Source organism: Candidatus Dactylopiibacterium carminicum (genome assembly GCF_014736495.1).
GTDB classification, from domain to species: Bacteria; Pseudomonadota; Gammaproteobacteria; order Burkholderiales; family Rhodocyclaceae; genus Uliginosibacterium; species Uliginosibacterium carminicum.
The window spans coordinates 1-15,144 of the sequence record NZ_MDUX01000005.1; the positions used below are offsets into that span (position 1 = coordinate 1).

20 protein-coding genes and 1 pseudogene are annotated in these 15,144 nt (G+C 62.8%); 12 read left to right on the plus strand and 9 right to left on the minus strand.

The window, feature by feature from the left end; genetic code table 11:
• Positions 1 to 54: 54 nt before the first annotated feature.
• From BGI27_RS02360 to BGI27_RS02370, 3 genes and pseudogenes are all read right to left on the minus strand, one after another.
• Positions 55 to 321: pseudogene (locus tag BGI27_RS02360) on the minus strand (molybdate ABC transporter permease subunit); the annotation flags it as partial.
• A gap of 73 nt (positions 322 to 394) precedes the next feature.
• Positions 395 to 1,138: a molybdate ABC transporter substrate-binding protein gene (gene modA / locus BGI27_RS02365; protein ID WP_095523315.1), complete on the minus strand. Its 744-nt coding sequence runs from the start codon at positions 1,136 to 1,138 to the stop codon at positions 395 to 397.
• A 35-nt stretch (positions 1,139 to 1,173) separates the two neighbouring features.
• The gene (locus BGI27_RS02370; RefSeq protein WP_095523316.1) at positions 1,174 to 1,989 is read right to left on the minus strand and encodes a TOBE domain-containing protein; all 816 of its coding nucleotides are present in this window, start codon (positions 1,987 to 1,989) and stop codon (positions 1,174 to 1,176) included.
• Positions 1,990 to 2,172: 183 nt separating this feature from the next.
• Between BGI27_RS02370 and BGI27_RS02375 the strand changes: the two genes are divergently transcribed.
• Entirely contained in the window at positions 2,173 to 2,601 is a 429-nt protein-coding gene (locus BGI27_RS02375) for a TOBE domain-containing protein (protein ID WP_095523394.1), read from the plus strand.
• 59 nt (positions 2,602 to 2,660) lie between these two features.
• Here the strand turns inward: BGI27_RS02375 and BGI27_RS02380 are convergent, their stop codons facing one another.
• From BGI27_RS02380 to BGI27_RS02405, 6 genes are all read right to left on the minus strand, one after another.
• A complete protein-coding gene (locus BGI27_RS02380) occupies positions 2,661 to 3,359 on the minus strand; it encodes a molybdate ABC transporter permease subunit (RefSeq protein ID WP_095523317.1) in 699 nt (232 codons plus the stop codon).
• Positions 3,360 to 3,375: 16 nt separating this feature from the next.
• Entirely contained in the window at positions 3,376 to 4,131 is a 756-nt protein-coding gene (modA, locus tag BGI27_RS02385; RefSeq protein ID WP_095523318.1) for a molybdate ABC transporter substrate-binding protein, read from the minus strand.
• Positions 4,128 to 4,523: a hypothetical protein gene (locus BGI27_RS02390; RefSeq protein WP_095523319.1), complete on the minus strand. Its 396-nt coding sequence runs from the start codon at positions 4,521 to 4,523 to the stop codon at positions 4,128 to 4,130. The genes modA (BGI27_RS02385) and BGI27_RS02390 overlap by 4 nt, the downstream gene beginning before the upstream one ends.
• An 84-nt stretch (positions 4,524 to 4,607) precedes the next feature.
• Positions 4,608 to 5,453, minus strand: coding sequence for a ModD protein (gene modD, locus BGI27_RS02395; RefSeq protein ID WP_095523320.1), 846 nt, complete (start codon positions 5,451 to 5,453; stop codon positions 4,608 to 4,610).
• A 2-nt stretch (positions 5,454 to 5,455) separates the two neighbouring features.
• Positions 5,456 to 5,995 (minus strand): nitrogen fixation protein NifQ, encoded by a 540-nt coding sequence (locus tag BGI27_RS02400; RefSeq protein ID WP_095523321.1) that lies wholly within the window; start codon positions 5,993 to 5,995, stop codon positions 5,456 to 5,458.
• A 269-nt stretch (positions 5,996 to 6,264) separates the two neighbouring features.
• The gene (locus BGI27_RS02405) at positions 6,265 to 7,143 is read right to left on the minus strand and encodes an NAD(+)--dinitrogen-reductase ADP-D-ribosyltransferase (protein ID WP_095523322.1); all 879 of its coding nucleotides are present in this window, start codon (positions 7,141 to 7,143) and stop codon (positions 6,265 to 6,267) included.
• A gap of 159 nt (positions 7,144 to 7,302) precedes the next feature.
• Between BGI27_RS02405 and nifH the strand changes: the two genes are divergently transcribed.
• From nifH to BGI27_RS02460, 11 genes are all read left to right on the plus strand, one after another.
• Positions 7,303 to 8,178: a nitrogenase iron protein gene (nifH, locus tag BGI27_RS02410; RefSeq protein ID WP_095523323.1), complete on the plus strand. Its 876-nt coding sequence runs from the start codon at positions 7,303 to 7,305 to the stop codon at positions 8,176 to 8,178.
• A gap of 133 nt (positions 8,179 to 8,311) precedes the next feature.
• Positions 8,312 to 9,790: a nitrogenase molybdenum-iron protein alpha chain gene (gene nifD, locus BGI27_RS02415; protein ID WP_095523324.1), complete on the plus strand. Its 1,479-nt coding sequence runs from the start codon at positions 8,312 to 8,314 to the stop codon at positions 9,788 to 9,790.
• A 165-nt stretch (positions 9,791 to 9,955) separates the two neighbouring features.
• Positions 9,956 to 11,518 carry a nitrogenase molybdenum-iron protein subunit beta gene (gene nifK, locus BGI27_RS02420; protein ID WP_095523325.1) on the plus strand — a complete coding sequence of 521 codons (1,563 nt, stop codon included), beginning with the start codon at positions 9,956 to 9,958 and terminating at the stop codon, positions 11,516 to 11,518.
• Between the two features lie 100 nt (positions 11,519 to 11,618).
• On the plus strand, positions 11,619 to 11,843 hold the full coding sequence (gene nifT, locus BGI27_RS02425; RefSeq protein WP_095523326.1) for a putative nitrogen fixation protein NifT: 225 nt from the start codon (positions 11,619 to 11,621) through the stop codon (positions 11,841 to 11,843).
• A gap of 84 nt (positions 11,844 to 11,927) precedes the next feature.
• Positions 11,928 to 12,125: a 4Fe-4S binding protein gene (locus BGI27_RS02430; protein ID WP_095523327.1), complete on the plus strand. Its 198-nt coding sequence runs from the start codon at positions 11,928 to 11,930 to the stop codon at positions 12,123 to 12,125.
• Between the two features lie 88 nt (positions 12,126 to 12,213).
• A complete protein-coding gene (locus BGI27_RS02435) occupies positions 12,214 to 12,927 on the plus strand; it encodes a dinitrogenase iron-molybdenum cofactor biosynthesis protein (protein ID WP_095523328.1) in 714 nt (237 codons plus the stop codon).
• The gene (locus tag BGI27_RS02440) at positions 12,924 to 13,235 is read left to right on the plus strand and encodes a DUF6129 family protein (protein WP_095523329.1); all 312 of its coding nucleotides are present in this window, start codon (positions 12,924 to 12,926) and stop codon (positions 13,233 to 13,235) included. Before BGI27_RS02435 ends, BGI27_RS02440 begins: the two co-directional genes overlap by 4 nt.
• The gene (gene cowN, locus BGI27_RS02445) at positions 13,228 to 13,539 is read left to right on the plus strand and encodes a N(2)-fixation sustaining protein CowN (protein WP_170942877.1); all 312 of its coding nucleotides are present in this window, start codon (positions 13,228 to 13,230) and stop codon (positions 13,537 to 13,539) included. Before BGI27_RS02440 ends, cowN begins: the two co-directional genes overlap by 8 nt.
• Before the next feature lie 23 nt (positions 13,540 to 13,562).
• Complete coding sequence (locus BGI27_RS02450; RefSeq protein WP_141239686.1) at positions 13,563 to 13,763, plus strand: hypothetical protein; 201 nt, start codon at positions 13,563 to 13,565, stop codon at positions 13,761 to 13,763.
• Between the two features lie 29 nt (positions 13,764 to 13,792).
• Positions 13,793 to 14,359, plus strand: a complete 567-nt coding sequence (locus BGI27_RS02455) for a hypothetical protein (protein ID WP_095523332.1) — start codon at positions 13,793 to 13,795, stop codon at positions 14,357 to 14,359.
• Between the two features lie 233 nt (positions 14,360 to 14,592).
• Positions 14,593 to 14,988 (plus strand): NifB/NifX family molybdenum-iron cluster-binding protein, encoded by a 396-nt coding sequence (locus BGI27_RS02460; RefSeq protein ID WP_095523333.1) that lies wholly within the window; start codon positions 14,593 to 14,595, stop codon positions 14,986 to 14,988.
• Positions 14,989 to 15,144 lie beyond the last annotated feature (156 nt).

Below are 15,144 nucleotides of genomic sequence, written 5' to 3' on the forward strand. Positions count from 1 at the left end.
TGAAAAACAGTATTTCATGAAGCTCGGGGCTGTCTAGGAAACCCGGGGCGATTCAAAGGGCAGCACGCCCAGGCCGAGAGCCTGGGTGATCTTGCCGACCGGGCCGTTGGGGCCCATCAGCAGCAGCAGATAGAAGCCCAGCACCGTGGGGGGCAGCACCAGAGGCATGGAAACCAGGGCGCTGACCACGCCACGCCAGCGCGAGCGGGTATTGGCAAGCCACAGGGCGAGCGGCGTGCAGAAGACCAGCAGAAGGACCGTGACGGTCGTGGCCAGCTTCAGGGTCAGCCAGACGGCTGCAAGATCCTGTGATTCGAGCATCGTTGAATGGAAAGAACGAGAACGGGATGAAAAGGGAGGGGAGGCCCTCCCGCGTGCTTCTGCTGCCGGGCGATCAGTACTCGTAGCCGTAAGACTTGATGACCGCGCGTGCCTTGGCGCCCTTCAGGTATTCCAGGAATGCCTTGGCGGCGGGGTTGTTTTCACCCTTGGTGAGCAGCACGGCGTCCTGGCGGATGGGGTTGTAGTACTCCCCGGGCACGATCCAGGCCGAGCCGTCCTTAAGCTTGCCGTCCTGCCAGACCTGCGACAGTGCGACGAAGCCGATCTCGGCATTGCCGGTGGACACGAAATTCAGCGCCTGGGTGATGTCGGTGCCCTGCACGAACTTCGGTGCCAGCGTGTCATACAGCCCCAGCTTGTTCAGCGTTTCCACGGCAGCCAGACCATAGGGAGCCGCTTTCGGGTTGGCGTAGGAGAGCTTGTTGAAATTGCCCTTCTTCAGAATCTCGCCCTTGTCGTCCACCAGCCCGGGCTTGGCGCTCCACAGCACAAGCTTGCCGATGGCGTAGGTGAAAACGGTGCCCTTCACGCCCAGGCCTTCCTTTTCGGCCAGCGCGGGACGCTCGTCATCCGCCGCCAGGAAGACTTCGAACGGAGCGCCATTCTTGATCTGGGTGTAGAAGCCGCCGGTGGGGCCGGTGGAGATCACCGCCTTGTGGCCCGTGTCGGCTTCGAAATCGGCCGCGATCTTGTTGACCGGCGCGGTGAAGTTCGCCGCCACGGCCACCTTCACTTCGGCGGCGTGCACGGAGGAAATGAGACCGATCGCGGCCAGCAGGGATACCAGGACTTTCATCGCATTACTTTTCTGTATGGCTTAGGGAAGAAAAATCATTCGAAGGAGCACAGCATCACGCTGGAGGCCTTGAACACTGCGCAGGCGCGCGAGCCTTCGCGAAGGCCGAGTTCCTGCAGGGATTCACGGGTGATCAGGGCGGATACCGTGCGCCCTCCGGGCAGGGCCAGCACCACGTCGACCGACACCGGCCCTTCGTGGATGCGCAGGACTTCGCCCCACAACTGATTACGCGCAGAGATACGCAGGGATTCATCGGTCATCAGAATCACCGCCGAGGAATTCACCCAGGCATGCAGCTCGCGGCCCAGCGTGAGCTGCAACTGCTCAGCGCCCTCGCGCGAGATCTGGGCGACGATCTCGTTCATGCCATCGAAGCGGATGCCGACCTCGAAAGTGACTTCGCCCGCGCGCAGCGTGGTGACCGGACCGACAAACTGGTTGCGTGCCGAGGGGGTGATGCTGACGCTGCGCATCAGCCGACGCAGGGTCTGCGGGTTGCTGTCTTCCGCGTTGTCCAGGCTGGCCGCCACACGATCCAGCGCCTGCTGGTATTCCGCCTCCATCGCCCGATACAGCGCCACCACACGCTTGCCATAGGCGGTCAGCGTGGTGCCGCCGCCATGCTTGCCGCCCACCGCGCGTTCCACCAGGGGCGCTTCGGAGAGATTGTTCATGGCATCCACGGCATCCCAGGCGGCTTTGTAGGACAAAGGCACCTCGCGTGCGGCCTGTGAAATCGAGCCAGTGAGCTCGATGGCTTCGAGCAGGCGGATGCGTGTGTCGCCCAGGAAATTGCCAGCGGCGAGATCCATGCCGAAGCGGCCGATCAATCGTGTGCTTCTATTCATTTCTGGCGAATCCATTCATATGAAATTCGCTATATAAGTATTTATATAGCAATCCAGATTTAAAACGGAGTTGAATCGGCTGTCCACGGATTCCGTTATGGTTGTGATATCGCAATGAGCCCGGATAGGATTCAAACCATTATTTTTTCGTTGAAATACAACGGATATCTGAAAGGCCGCATCATGAAGATCAGTGCACGCAATGTTTTCGAAGGCAATATCAGCGCCATCACGGCGGGTCCGGTCAGCGCGGAGGTCGAACTCACCACGGTCGGTGGCGACCGCATCGTGGGCACCATCACCCAGGCCAGCGCCGCTTCGCTCGGGCTGGCCGTGGGCAAGCCGGCCGTGGCACTGGTGAAGGCCAGCAGCGTGATGGTGATGACCGATGGCAGCGATGTGCAGCTTTCCGCGCGCAACTGCCTGGCTGGCAGCGTGAAGAAATATGTGCCCGGTCCGGTCAGTGCCGAGGTGGTGATCGGCCTGCCCGGCGGCGCGGAGATCTTCGCCAGCATCACGCGTGAGGCTGCGGGCGATCTGGGCATCAAGGAGGGCTTGTCCGCCACGGCCGTGATCAAGGCTTCGTCCGTGATCATCGGCGCCAGGCGCTGAGACTTTCTCCGCCTGCCGGAAGCGGGTTTCACTTCCAGCTTTCCGTTGTTCCGGCGATTTCATGCGGGATTCCCCGCCCGCCGCATTGCCGCGAAGACCAGCGCCGAAACCAGACCTAGCAATACCGTCAGCACCATCGCACGGTCGAAATCCCCGCCGCTCACGGCGTTGAAGATCTCCAGCGACAGCGTATTGGTGCGGCCCACGATGTTGCCGCCCAGCATCAGCGTGATGCCCACCTCGCCTAGCGAGCGCCCCAGCCCCAGCGCGAGGCCGGCCAACAGGGCCTTCCTGACGTTGGGCAGCAGCACGAAGAGCAGGATTTCCCATTCGCGCTTGCCCAGCGTGCGTGCCACCTCCGCAAGCCGCGCGGAGAGCGTCTCCATCGCGGCCTGCACCGGTTTGACCACCAGCGGCAGGCCGGCGATGAAACTCGCGAGCACCACGGCCGGCTTGGTGAACACGAAGCCTTCCCCGGCGGCCGCCAGCCACCAGCGTCCCAGCCAGTCCTCGCGCCCCATCAGCAGCAACAGCACGAAACCCAGCGCCATCGGCGGGAACACCAGCGGCAGCGTGATGGCGATATCCAGCAGCGACCGCCCGCGCCAGCCCGGGCGCGACAGCGCGTAGCCCAGCAGCACGCCGGCAACGGCCTGCAGGCACAGCACGTAGAGCGCCACCTCGGCGGTGAGCCGTAGCGCCAGGCGTACGCCCGGATCGGACAGCGTCGTCTGGAACGTGGTGAGGAGGGCGCTCATCGCACGGCATCACGCATCACAGGCCGTAGCGCTTGAAGATCTCCTGCACGGCAGGTGTCCGCAGGTAATCCGCGAAGGCCGGCAGGGCGGGCGAGCTGTTGCCGGAGACGATGCCGGCGGCGATGTTGACCGGGGTGTAGCTCTCCTGCGGCAGTTCGACATAGCCGCCGATCTTGTCCAGCACACCCAGGGCTTCGGTGAGGTTGATGAAGCCGGCATCGATCTCGCCGCTCTGCAGCCAGGCCGCTACCTGAGGCACCGTTGGCGCGGTGATCAACCGGGGTTCCAGCCGGTCGAACAATGCAGCATGGGTGAGACTCTCCCGCGCGGCCTTGCCGAAGATCGCCTGTTTCATGTCTGGGATGCCGATGCGTTCCACACCGGCGGCGAGCAGATCCTGCGGCCCCTTGTAATTGCGGTTCTTCGGCCAGGCCAGAACCAGGCGACCGCGCCCCACGGGCAGCAGTTGCTCGAACCTGACGTTGGGATCCTTCTCCAGCACCGCCTGTTCGCCGAACACCACGGCCACCTTGCCGCTGACGCGCGCCTGGGTCATGACCATCCCCATGTGCCCGTATACGCGCTCCACATGGGCCTTGCCACCGGCTTCGAAGCCATTGGCGATCTCTTCGACCGGCCGCTTGTAGCCCGCGCCCGCAGCCACCAGCAAGGTGGCAGGCTCGGCATGGGCACCGAGGCTGGCGAGACAGCCCCCAGCGACCAGCAGAGACAGGAACAGGCGGCGCATGGAATTCGGGACAGCATGGTTCATCGCGGCATTTCTCCGGAGAAGGTGAAAAAGGATTGCGAGGCCTGACAGTCCTCGCCCTGGAAGATCTGGCGCCGGATCAGCCAGCGGTCGTCGATGAGGCGCCAGCCGGTGAGCTGCTCGCCGTAGAGCGGTGCCATGAACCAGGTTTCGTCGTCATCACTGCGTAGCTCGGTGATCAGCACGTCGTAATGGCAATAGCAGGGGCGATCTTCGTATTCGTAACCGGTGACCCGGGTGGCATCGACCTCGTAGTCACGGTGCGTGGAGAAGAAGACCGGCCGTACCACCTGCGTCAGCCACGCAAGGGGCAGGCCGGTGCGCCATTCGAAATGATCGTGCTTGCCGCATTGCCTGGGACGGAGTGTTTTTTCTTCCGCGCGGGCAGGATTCATGTCTGGATGCATGTTTCGCTCGTTTTCGTTATTTACAACGATATATAGCGAATACCGTGCCAAATTACGGCCGGCCTCCGGCGATCAGTGGGAGAGGAATGTCACCTTCACGTCGCGTGGCGGTGAGAAGTACGGTGCGGAACTGATCAGGAAATCCGCGCCGGCAGCGGCGTAGGCCAGTGCGTTGGCCAGCGTGACGCCCCCGGCCGGTGCCAGTTGTGCTCCCAGGCCCTGCCCGGCGAAGCGTTCCCGGCAGGCCTGCAGGGCTTCGGGGCTGAAACGCTCGAGCTGGATGATGTCGGCGCCGCACGTAGCCAGCCACAGCGCCTCGTCCGCATCGCCCGCTTCGGCCACGAGTTTCTTTTCCGGGTACTGGCGCCGAATCGTCGCGAAGCGTTCAGCCAATGTGGCCTTGTCGACAAACACCCGGTGATCGGGAAACACCAGCAGGGTTTCCGACAAACCCAGGCGGTGCGCCACGGCTCCGCCTGCCGCGACGGCCTTGGCCGCCAGTCTGCGGTTGCCGGGGAAATTCTTGCGTGTGCACGCCAGGGGCTGGCTGAAGCCGGCGTTGCGCAGGGCATCGACAATGGCTGCTGCGCCCGAGGCGAAGCCGGACAGGTATTCGACCAGTGTCTGCGCGGTCTTCCAGGCCAGATGCAGGGCTTCTACATCCCCCTGGGCACGCAGGAAGCGGGTGCCGGCGGCCAGCCGACTGCCGCTGGGCAGGCATTCCAGGATACGGGCGCCGGCCAGCTCGAAAAGGCGTGCGGCTTCTTCGCTGCCGCACAGGCACATGCCGCCACGCGCGGCCATGTCCAGGGTGCCCGGCAGTGCACCGATGCCGAGGGCGCGCGTGGTGAGGTCGCCGAAGGGGGCGTCCTCTTCCAGCATCGCGGTCAGTACCGCGTCGGGCACGCAGGGGCGCATGCTCAGTTCTCCGGTCCGAAGCAGACGGGGTGGTCTACGCAGTCCGTGCAGTTCGGGGATTTGCAGATCGGCACGCCCGCGCGTTCGCAGAGCTGGCGGTAGAAGAATTTCTTCCACTTCATGTCAGCGCTGTTGGCGGCGACAAGCCCGGGGAAGCGTTGACGCAGGATGGCATTGAGCTCGGTGCGCGAGGGCAGGCCCAGGTCCTGCCACAGATGGTTGTCGCGCTGCGCCGCGCTGGCGATGGCGGCGGCCAGCCATTTGGCCATGCGGTCGGCCGGTGTCGCGTATTCCATCAGCAGTTGGTAGAGCTCTTCGAATTCGTCGAAGGTCGTCGATTGCGCCTGCCCGCTGTTGTCCAGATCGATGCCGGCCAGTGTGGTGGCACAGAGTACGGCGAATGACGCTGCGCTGAGACCGCGGATCAGCGGCCGCGCGCCGACGCGTTGCGATTCGGCGAGCATGCAGGCCAGCACCTGGACTTCGAGCGAAGGCGCGCGGGCGGCCAGGCGTTGCAGCGGGGGCAGGTCAGGGGCATTCATGTCGATTCCTCCTGCCCTTGCCTTGCAAGCTTTGCGCCATGAGGCAAGGCCCTTGCCAGCGCTGGAAGTCGTGATTGCGGGTCTGTCGGCTTTGATACAAAGCGCCGTCCTGTCCGGCGGAAGCCGGACCCGGGCGTACGAACCGGCAGAGCGGTTTGCAGTCAGGGCACGCGCTTGCGGCGCGTCGTCCGGCCAAGGAGAGCCTTTGTTTGCGGGTGAATACCGTCCCTTTTCAAGAGGCTGCTGCGCTTCCCGTGCGCACCTCGTACTCAGACCCGCCGGACTGCGTACAGGCCACCGATGGCCAGGGCTTCGCCTTCGCCCTGCAGCTTGCCGGGGAAGACTTCGTCGCAACAGATGATCTTGGCCAGGGGCACGTCGGTGACGATCACCCGGTCGCCGAATTCGCTGGCGCGCTCCGGATCGGTGGAGAAGGAGTTCACGTTGTTGAACAGCACCAGCACCTGGCCATCGCGCTCGCCGAGGCGTTCGTGGGCCTCCCAGCGGTTGATGCCGCGATACAGGCTCAAGTGCTGTTGCTCGGGGTAGCGGCGTGCCAGTTCGATCTGCGTGAAGGTGTAGACCAGATCCAGCTGGGATTCGATGGCATTGGTGTTGTAGAGGCCAGTGGCGCGCTGCTCCAGATAGAGGCGATACGGTTCGCTGGAGAAATCGCGGATCGGTGCGCAGTGGTGGCGCGGCAGCAGGCCGAAGCGTGATTCCGCCCAGGCTTTCATCACCGCGCCCTCGACGCTGTCGGAGTTGAAATGCCAGCCCCGGATGAGCTTGAGGTAATTGAGCTTGCCCCGGTTCTTCGGCGTAGCCGTGCTCAGGCCCGCCTCTTCCAGTGCCTCCAGGCGGAAGCACAGATTCATGTAGCTGTAGAACATGGCCACACGTTCTTCGGCCTGCTGACGTTCGGCGAGCATGCGGAAGAAGTCGCGATGCAGCTCATGCACGCCATCGAGCAGCAGTGGCGAGGGGGATGCCTGGAAGCTGAGGCTGCCCAGGATGATGGCTGGCAGGTTGCAACGATTGATCGGCAATCGGGCCCACGCGGGCAGGGGCGGATTGGCTGCTGGCTTGTCGCCATCCTGACACTGCGTCTGGCCTTTGTCGCATGCCACACGGTTCGTTTGCTCCGGCATGTTTTTAATTTTCCTTGTTTTTCATAGAGTTATGTGTGCGTGCCAGATCCTGGCACAGGCGTTGCGATTAGAGCTGCGAGTTGTCAGGCGCTGCGCAGATGGATGCGTTGGTAGCACAGCTGCCTGACCCGAGCAACGTTCCCCTCAAGGAGAAGCACCATGGCAAAAATGCGTCAATGCGCAATTTACGGCAAGGGTGGCATCGGCAAGTCAACTACGACCCAGAACCTCGTGGCCGCGCTGGCCGAGGCTGGCAAGAAGGTGATGATCATCGGCTGCGACCCGAAGGCCGACTCCACCCGTCTGATCCTGCACAGCAAGGCTCAGAACACCGTGATGCAACTGGCGGCTGACGCCGGTTCGGTGGAAGACCTGGAACTGGATGACGTGCTGCAGGTGGGTTTTGGCGGCGTCAAGTGCGTGGAATCCGGTGGCCCGGAGCCCGGCGTGGGTTGCGCTGGCCGCGGCGTGATCACCGCGATCAACTTCCTCGAAGAGGAAGGCGCTTATGACGACGAACTGGACTTCGTGTTCTACGACGTGCTCGGTGACGTGGTGTGTGGCGGTTTCGCCATGCCGATCCGCGAAAACAAGGCGCAGGAGATCTACATCGTCTGCTCCGGCGAAATGATGACCATGTATGCCGCCAACAACATCGCCAAGGGCATCGTGAAGTACGCCAATTCGGGTGGCGTGCGTCTGGCCGGCCTGATCTGCAACAGCCGCAAGACTGACCGCGAAGACGAGCTGATCATGGCTCTGGCCGCCAAGCTGGGCACCCACATGATCCATTTCGTGCCGCGCGACAACGCCGTGCAGCACGCCGAGATCCGCCGCATGACCGTGATCGAGTACGACCCGAAGGCCAATCAGGCCGACGAATACCGCACGCTGGCACAGAAGGTTCTGAACAACACCAAGTTCGTGATCCCGACGCCGCTGGAAATGGAAGAGCTGGAAGACATCCTGATGGAGTTCGGCATCATGGACGTTGAAGACGAGTCCATCGTCGGCAAGTCCAAGGAAGCTGCCTGATCGATGCCTTTGGCATGGTTCGCCGGCGTTGCCGGCGTGCCATGCCGAGCCCGGCGGACGCCGGGTGCCGTGCGCAAGTCATTCAACATTCTGTGCGCCGTGGCGAGCTATAGCCCGGGGCAAGGAGAAGCTCATGTCCGAAGAACTCACCCGCGAGCGGGCTCAGGCACTCATTGAGGAAGTGCTTGAGGTCTATCCCGAGAAGGCCAAGAAGGATCGCGCCAAGCACCTGATGGTCAATGACAAGGCGATCACTCAATCGAAGAAGTGCATCACCTCCAACCGCAAGTCGCTGCCGGGCGTGATGACCCAGCGCGGCTGCGCCTACGCCGGCTCCAAGGGCGTGGTGTGGGGTCCGATCAAGGACATCATCGACATTTCGCACGGCCCCGTGGGCTGCGGTGCCTACTCGCGTGGTGGCCGCCGCAACTACTTCGCCGGCACTTCCGGCGTGGATTCCTTCTGCGACATCAACTTCACGTCCGACTTCCAGGAAAAGGACGTCGTGTTCGGCGGTGACAAGAAGCTCGCCAAGCTGATCGACGAACTGGAAATGTTGTTTCCGCTCTCCAAGGGGATCTCGGTGCAGTCCGAATGCCCGGTCGGCCTGATCGGTGACGATATCGAAGCCGTCTCGAAGAAGAAGGCGGCCGAAATCGGCAAGACCATCGTGCCGGTGCGCTGCGAAGGTTTCCGTGGGGTGTCCCAGTCGCTGGGTCACCACATCGCCAACGACGCCGTGCGCGACTGGATCCTTTCCGCCCGCGACGAGCAGCCGTTCGAAGGCACCCCGTACGACGTCTGCATTCTCGGTGACTACAACATCGGTGGCGACGCCTGGGCTTCGCGCATCCTGCTCGAGGAAATGGGCCTGCGCGTGGTCGCCCAGTGGTCCGGCGACGGCACGCTGACCGAAATGGAGAACACCCCCAAGGTCAAGCTGAACCTGCTGCACTGCTATCGCTCGATGAACTACATCGCGCGCCACATGGAAGAGAAGTACAACATCCCCTGGATGGAATACAACTTCTTCGGCCCGACCAAGATCAAGGAAAGCCTGCGCGAGATCGCTTCGCACTTTGACGAGAAGATCCAGGAAGGCGCCGAGCGCGTGATCGCCAAGTACACCCCGATCATGGATGCCGTGATCGCCAAGTACCGCCCGCGTCTGGAAGGCAAGAAGGTCATGCTCTACGTCGGTGGCCTGCGTCCGCGTCACACCGTCGGTGCCTATGAGGATCTGGGCATGGAAGTCGTTGGTGCCGGTTACGAGTTCGCCCACAACGACGACTATGACCGCACGATGAAGGACATGAAGGACGCCACGCTGATCTATGACGATGTCACTGGCTATGAGTTCGAGGAATTCGTCCGTCAGCTCAAGCCCGACCTGATCGGCTCCGGCATCAAGGAAAAGTACGCCTTCCACAAGATGGCCGTGCCCTTCCGCCAGCTGCACTCCTGGGACTACTCCGGTCCGTACCACGGCTTCGATGGCTTCGCCATCTTCGCCCGCGACATGGACATGACGGTCAACAACCCCTGCTGGAGCCTCTTCAAGGCCCCCTGGCAGAAGCCGGCCGCAGCCGAGCCAGAGCAGAAGGCTGCCTGACAGACGACGCAGACGTAGGGTGCGCCTTGCGCACCATTCGCCTCAAGCGCACGGATGGCAAGGTGCGCGCGGAGCTCCCTACGCATGACCCGTGGCGCGAAAGTGCCGCGATCGAACAACCTTCCCCCGCGTCCACGGCTGAGTGGCCGGGCAAGGAGATGCAAGATGCAAACCATCGACAAGATCAAGCCTTGTTTCCCGCTCTTCCAGGAGCCCGAGTACAAGGAACTCATGGCCAGCAAGCGTGCCAACTTCGAAGAAATGCCTTCGAAGGAAAAGGTCGCCGAGACTTTTGCCTGGACCACCACGCTGGAATACCAGGAACTGAACTTCAAGCGCGAAGCGCTCTCGATCAACCCGGCCAAGGTCTGCCAGCCTCTGGGCGGCGCCCTGTGCGGCCTGGGTTTCGAAAAGACCATGGTGTACATCCACGGCTCACAAGGCTGCGTGGCCTACTTCCGTACCTTCTTCAACCGCCACTTCAAGGAGCCGATTGCCTTCATCGCCGACTCGATGACGGAAGACGCGGCCGTGTTCGGCGGCCAGAAGAACGTGCATGAGGGTCTGCAGAACGCCACCAAGCTGTATGACGCGAAGATGATCGCCGTCTGCACCACGTGTATCGCAGAAGTGATCGGTGACGACCTGGGCGCCTTCATCGGCAACGCCCGCAAGGAAGGCTATCTGGACAAGGACTTCCCGGTCCCCTACGCCAACACTCCGTCCTTCGTCGGTTCGCACATCACCGGCTGGGACAACATGTGGGAAGGCATCGCCAAGTACTTCACCAGCATGGAAGGCAAGTCGGTCGGCTCCAACGGCAAGATCAACATCGTGCCGGGCTTCGAGACCTATCTTGGCAACTACCGTGTGATCAAGCGCATCCTCAACGAGATGGGCGTCGAGTATTCCATGCTCTGCGATCCGTCCGAAGTGCTCGACACCCCGGCCACCGGCGAATACAACATGTATGCCGGCGGCACCACCATCGACGAGATGAAGGATGCGCCGAACGCCATCACCACGCTCTTCATGCAGCCCACCACGCTCGAGAAGAGCCGCAAGTACGTGGAAGGCGTGTGGAACCACGAAGCGCCCAAGATCAACCCCCCGATGGGCGTGGAATGGACCGATGAATTCCTGATGAAGATTTCGGAACTCACCGGTAAGGCGATTCCCGAATCGCTGAACATCGAGCGCGGCCGCCTCATCGACATGATGACCGACTCGCACGCCTGGTTGCACGGCAAGAAGATGGCCGTCTTCGGCGACCCCGACTTCCTGCTGGGTCTGGTGAAGTTCATGATGGAACTGGGCATCGAGCCCACCCACATCGTCTGCACCAACAGCAACAAGCGTTGGGAAAAGGCGATGAAGAAGCTGCTCGAATCCTCGCCCTACGGTGTGCACGGCAAGACCTACGGTGGTGCCGACCTGTGGCACCTGCGCAGCCTCTGCTTCACCGACAAGCCTGACTTCGTCATCGGCTCCAGCTACGGCAAAACCATCCAGCGCGACACGCTGCACAAGGGCCCCGAGTTCGAAGTGCCGCTGATCCGCCTGGGCTTCCCGATCTTTGACCGTCATCACCTGCACCGCATGACCACCCTGGGTTATGAGGGCGCGATGTACATCCTCACCACGCTCACCAATGCCGTGCTCGAGCGCCTGGACGAGCAGACCAAGTACATGGGTGACACGGATTACAACTTTGATGTGGTGCGTTGAGAGCGGGCGCCACTGAGAGGGGCGAAGGGCGCCGGGGAAACCCGGTCGCCCGGTTGCTCTCCCGGCATCCCTGCTGTCTCCACCCTGAACGGAGCTGTCCATGGCCAACATCATGATTCGCAAGAACGCGGAAGGCGGGTTGGTGTTTTACCTGCCCAAGCGCGACATCGAAGACAACATCACCTCCATTGAATTCGACGCCCCGGAGAAATGGGGTGGCGAGCTCAAGCTGGCCAATGGCGGCGTGTATTACATCGATCCCATCCCCGCGCCTGCGCGCTTGCCCATCTCGCTGAGGGCAAAGCGCCTGGACGGGGTGGAGTAACACCCAGGCAACGGGAATCGGGTATCGGGGCGCACGCCCCGTATCCGTACCCCAGTACCCAAACCCGGTTCAAGGAGAACCATCATGGCAATGAAGATCCTCGTCGCCGAATGCAGCAGCTGTGGTGACTGCGTTTCGGTCTGTCCCACGCAGGCCATCTTTGAGAAGGGTGGCATCGTCAAGATCAAGGCAGATGTCTGCAATGAATGCGAGGACAAGGACGACGGCCCCACCTGCCAGTCCACCTGCCCCTCGGGCGACGGCTGCATCGTTTACATGTAATCAAGATCGTAGGGTGCGCACAGCGCACCGGCATCCGCATGGTGCGCTGTGCGCACCCTACTCCTGCCCCGCTCTTCAGGAGAAAACCATGAACACCTCCATCACCCGCGAAGCCGCTCTGCGCATCGGACTGGCCGCGCTGGAACTCAAGGTCGCCCCGCGCGAACTGACGCTCGCACTGGCCGAAAAGATCGAACTGCCGATCACCGAGGCCAAGCTTGTCGGCTGCTCGGTCGAGTTGCTGCGCGAAGCCATGGATGGTGATGGCGGCGGCATCTGCCAGATGGAGAAGGAAGACCTCAAGCGCGCGGTACGCATCCTCTGGGGCGAAGGCGTGGCCGGCAGCGATCTGCCGGTGCGGCAGCCCTATCAGGAAGGCGACATGCCCGGATCCATCCGCCTGGCCTGTGCCTCCAATGCCGGCGAGATGCTGGATGGCCATTTCGGCTCCTGCGAGCGCTTTCTGGTCTATCAGGTTTCGGCCACCGAGATGCGCTTGATCGAACTGCGCTCCACGCTGGAGGCCGAGTATGCCGAAGACAAGAATCTGGCACGCGCCGAGCTGATTGCCGATTGCGATGTGCTCTACGTCCAGTCCATCGGCGGCCCGGCTGCGGCCAAGGTGATCCGCGCCAACGTGCATCCGGTGAAGATCCCGACCTCCGGCCCCGCGCGCGACAGCGTTGCCCGGCTGCAGCGCTCGCTCGTCAGCCCGCCGCCCTGGCTGGCGCGCGTGATGGGGATCGCGCCCCCCTCGCTGGCGCAGTACGCCAGCGAACTCGCCGCCGAGGAAGAAGCATGAGCGAGGTCTGCGCACCGGATGCCGGCACGGTCACGCCGGCGCTCATCGAGCAGGTGTGCCAGGCATTGGCCGGTGGCAATGCGGCGCGCCCCGACATTGATGCCGAACTGCGTCAGGCCTTCCCCGGCTTCATCTTCTCGTGCTGTCTGGACAACGACATTCCCTCCCGGCTGCGGCCGCTGGCCGAAGGCAAGGGCTTCACGCTCTATGGCATCGCCACGGCGGGCCACTGTGCCCAGCTCACCCCGCATATCGAAGCGGCCACCGGCCTGACCATCGCCCTGAAAGACGACGATGACGATGAATGAACCGCCTTGCCTGTGCCAGGGCAAGACCGAGGAGCAGGACCGCTACGTCAGCTTCATCGGGCTCGACTGCGATGGTCAGGCTCGCCGGTTGGTCGGGATGCTGCGCCCTTACATGGAAGACGAAGCGCGCAGCAATGCCTTCTGGCAGCTTCTCGCGCGCAAGCTCAACCCCGTGAGCGGCCCCCGGCACGACGAGCTTTTCCTGATCCATGCCCACCTCAACATCCTGCGCGATCAGCTCGAAGCTGCGGACGATGTCGAGGCACTGCTGCTGCTCGACAAGATCGAGCTCGAATGCTGCTGATCATCCATCAAGGAGGCGTTGCCATGTGCCAGGGTCATCTCACCACCGAACCGCGCAACCTGCATGAGAAGTTCTGCCATGCCACCCAAGGCATCCCCTGTCGTGCGGCCCATGCGGTGCGCTCCTTGCTGGCATTGATCGTGGGCCGCAGTGCGCCGGCCCGGGATTGCTGCAGCGGCGAAGAGGGGCATTCCTGTGGCTGCGGCAGCGCCGAAAAGACCTGAAGATTCAAACACCACACAGGAAATACACCATGCTGCTCAAGAACTACGAACAGGCCGGTCTGTTCTTCAACATGAACTTCCTCGAAGCCACCGAGGATGCCAAGGCGGTGGCCTATCGCGGCGAGCTGATCGTCATCGAAGGCGAGATCGGGGATGCCTCCGGCCGCCGCAAGCCGCCGGTCAAGGTGCTCACCCAGGTCAATGCGCTGTCCGACGGCGAAGGCCTGGTTTTCCTGGCCGGTCTGGTGGACACGGTTGCCGACGTGCCGGACATCGTCGTGAAGTATGGTCAGGACATCCGCGCCGCGACCAGCGTGCTGCTGTTCGTGCCCGATATCACCCAGGCCACGGTGGTGGAAGCGAATGGCGCCCGTTTGGTGCTGCTGCCCATCGATGAGGGGCTGGTCTGGACAGAGCTGATGGACCTGGCCGCGCTGGAAAAAGGCGACCTGAAGAGCCTGTCGAGCGCCGACAAGATCCGCGCCGTGGCCGCCGAGCTCACCAGCTACCAGCCGCGCAAGTCGGCAGCCGCCGAGCTCTCCGGTCTGGCCGCGCTGAGCAACGGCAAGTTCCGCGAAACGCGCGGCGCGGTATGAGTGGCCGGGCCCGTTCTTGCGGCGATACCTCGGCACGAGCGGGTTCGTAGGGCGTCAATGAGCGAAGCGAATTGCGCCGGATGTTTCGTTTTGCCGCATCCAACCGGCGCAATTCGCTTCGCTCATTGTTCCCTGCGGCGCCCTACACATGGCCGACGCACTCCCCGGGCTGGGACACAGAATTCGTCGGGTGCGCAATGCGCACCAGCACCTGGAAAGCATCCGAGGTTTGCATGAAGATCGCCATTCCGACCCGTGATTTCGTCAGCCCCGCCGGGCATGCCGGCAAGTCCCGCAAATGGCTGGTGTATTCTCTGCTGGAGCCGCTCGATGCTTCCGCGCCCGTGCCTTCGCCCGAGCGCATCGAGCTCACCAACCAGCAGGTGATCCACAATTTCGAGGGGGATGGCCCGCATCCGCTGGATGGTGTGCAGCTGATCCTGACCTACAGTGCCGGCGACGGTTTTTTCCGCAAGATGCAGCAGCGCGGCTGTGAGGTGCTGCTGACCGGCGCTGCCGATCTGGCCGGGGCCGTGCGCGCTTGGCTTGCCGGCGAGCCGCAGCCCGAGCCGCCGTTCGATATCACCGCCAAATTCTGCTGGGTGCATGACCTCTTCTCGCGCCATTGAGCAGGCACGGCGGCGATCCCGCTCACGTCAGACAACGCTGTCATTCCGGCGCAAGCCGCAATGACGCAGATTTGAGAGGGCTAGGGCTTAATTGAACGGCATTACGGGCACGGCAGGATTGTCAAACCTGCGGTCAAATGACTGAAGCCCTGATTG

What these genes read in the sequence shown, in the direction of transcription:
- BGI27_RS02375 (WP_095523394.1), top strand. Translation starts at nt 2,173, where the DNA reads ATGAAGATCAGTGCACGCAATGTTTTCGAAGGCAATATCAGCGCCATC.
- BGI27_RS02400 (WP_095523321.1), bottom strand. Translation starts at nt 5,995, where the DNA reads ATGAATGCCCCTGACCTGCCCCCGCTGCAACGCCTGGCCGCCCGCGCG.
- BGI27_RS02440 (WP_095523329.1), top strand. Translation starts at nt 12,924, where the DNA reads ATGAGCGAGGTCTGCGCACCGGATGCCGGCACGGTCACGCCGGCGCTC.
- modD (WP_095523320.1), bottom strand. Translation starts at nt 5,453, where the DNA reads ATGCGCCCCTGCGTGCCCGACGCGGTACTGACCGCGATGCTGGAAGAG.
- BGI27_RS02370 (WP_095523316.1), bottom strand. Translation starts at nt 1,989, where the DNA reads ATGAATAGAAGCACACGATTGATCGGCCGCTTCGGCATGGATCTCGCC.
- BGI27_RS02460 (WP_095523333.1), top strand. Translation starts at nt 14,593, where the DNA reads ATGAAGATCGCCATTCCGACCCGTGATTTCGTCAGCCCCGCCGGGCAT.
- BGI27_RS02455 (WP_095523332.1), top strand. Translation starts at nt 13,793, where the DNA reads ATGCTGCTCAAGAACTACGAACAGGCCGGTCTGTTCTTCAACATGAAC.
- modA (WP_095523318.1), bottom strand. Translation starts at nt 4,131, where the DNA reads ATGAACCATGCTGTCCCGAATTCCATGCGCCGCCTGTTCCTGTCTCTG.
- BGI27_RS02435 (WP_095523328.1), top strand. Translation starts at nt 12,214, where the DNA reads ATGAACACCTCCATCACCCGCGAAGCCGCTCTGCGCATCGGACTGGCC.
- nifD (WP_095523324.1), top strand. Translation starts at nt 8,312, where the DNA reads ATGTCCGAAGAACTCACCCGCGAGCGGGCTCAGGCACTCATTGAGGAA.
- BGI27_RS02380 (WP_095523317.1), bottom strand. Translation starts at nt 3,359, where the DNA reads ATGAGCGCCCTCCTCACCACGTTCCAGACGACGCTGTCCGATCCGGGC.
- BGI27_RS02405 (WP_095523322.1), bottom strand. Translation starts at nt 7,143, where the DNA reads ATGCCGGAGCAAACGAACCGTGTGGCATGCGACAAAGGCCAGACGCAG.
- nifT (WP_095523326.1), top strand. Translation starts at nt 11,619, where the DNA reads ATGGCCAACATCATGATTCGCAAGAACGCGGAAGGCGGGTTGGTGTTT.
- nifK (WP_095523325.1), top strand. Translation starts at nt 9,956, where the DNA reads ATGCAAACCATCGACAAGATCAAGCCTTGTTTCCCGCTCTTCCAGGAG.
- modA (WP_095523315.1), bottom strand. Translation starts at nt 1,138, where the DNA reads ATGAAAGTCCTGGTATCCCTGCTGGCCGCGATCGGTCTCATTTCCTCC.
- BGI27_RS02390 (WP_095523319.1), bottom strand. Translation starts at nt 4,523, where the DNA reads ATGAATCCTGCCCGCGCGGAAGAAAAAACACTCCGTCCCAGGCAATGC.
- cowN (WP_170942877.1), top strand. Translation starts at nt 13,228, where the DNA reads ATGAATGAACCGCCTTGCCTGTGCCAGGGCAAGACCGAGGAGCAGGAC.
- nifH (WP_095523323.1), top strand. Translation starts at nt 7,303, where the DNA reads ATGGCAAAAATGCGTCAATGCGCAATTTACGGCAAGGGTGGCATCGGC.
- BGI27_RS02450 (WP_141239686.1), top strand. Translation starts at nt 13,563, where the DNA reads ATGTGCCAGGGTCATCTCACCACCGAACCGCGCAACCTGCATGAGAAG.
- BGI27_RS02430 (WP_095523327.1), top strand. Translation starts at nt 11,928, where the DNA reads ATGGCAATGAAGATCCTCGTCGCCGAATGCAGCAGCTGTGGTGACTGC.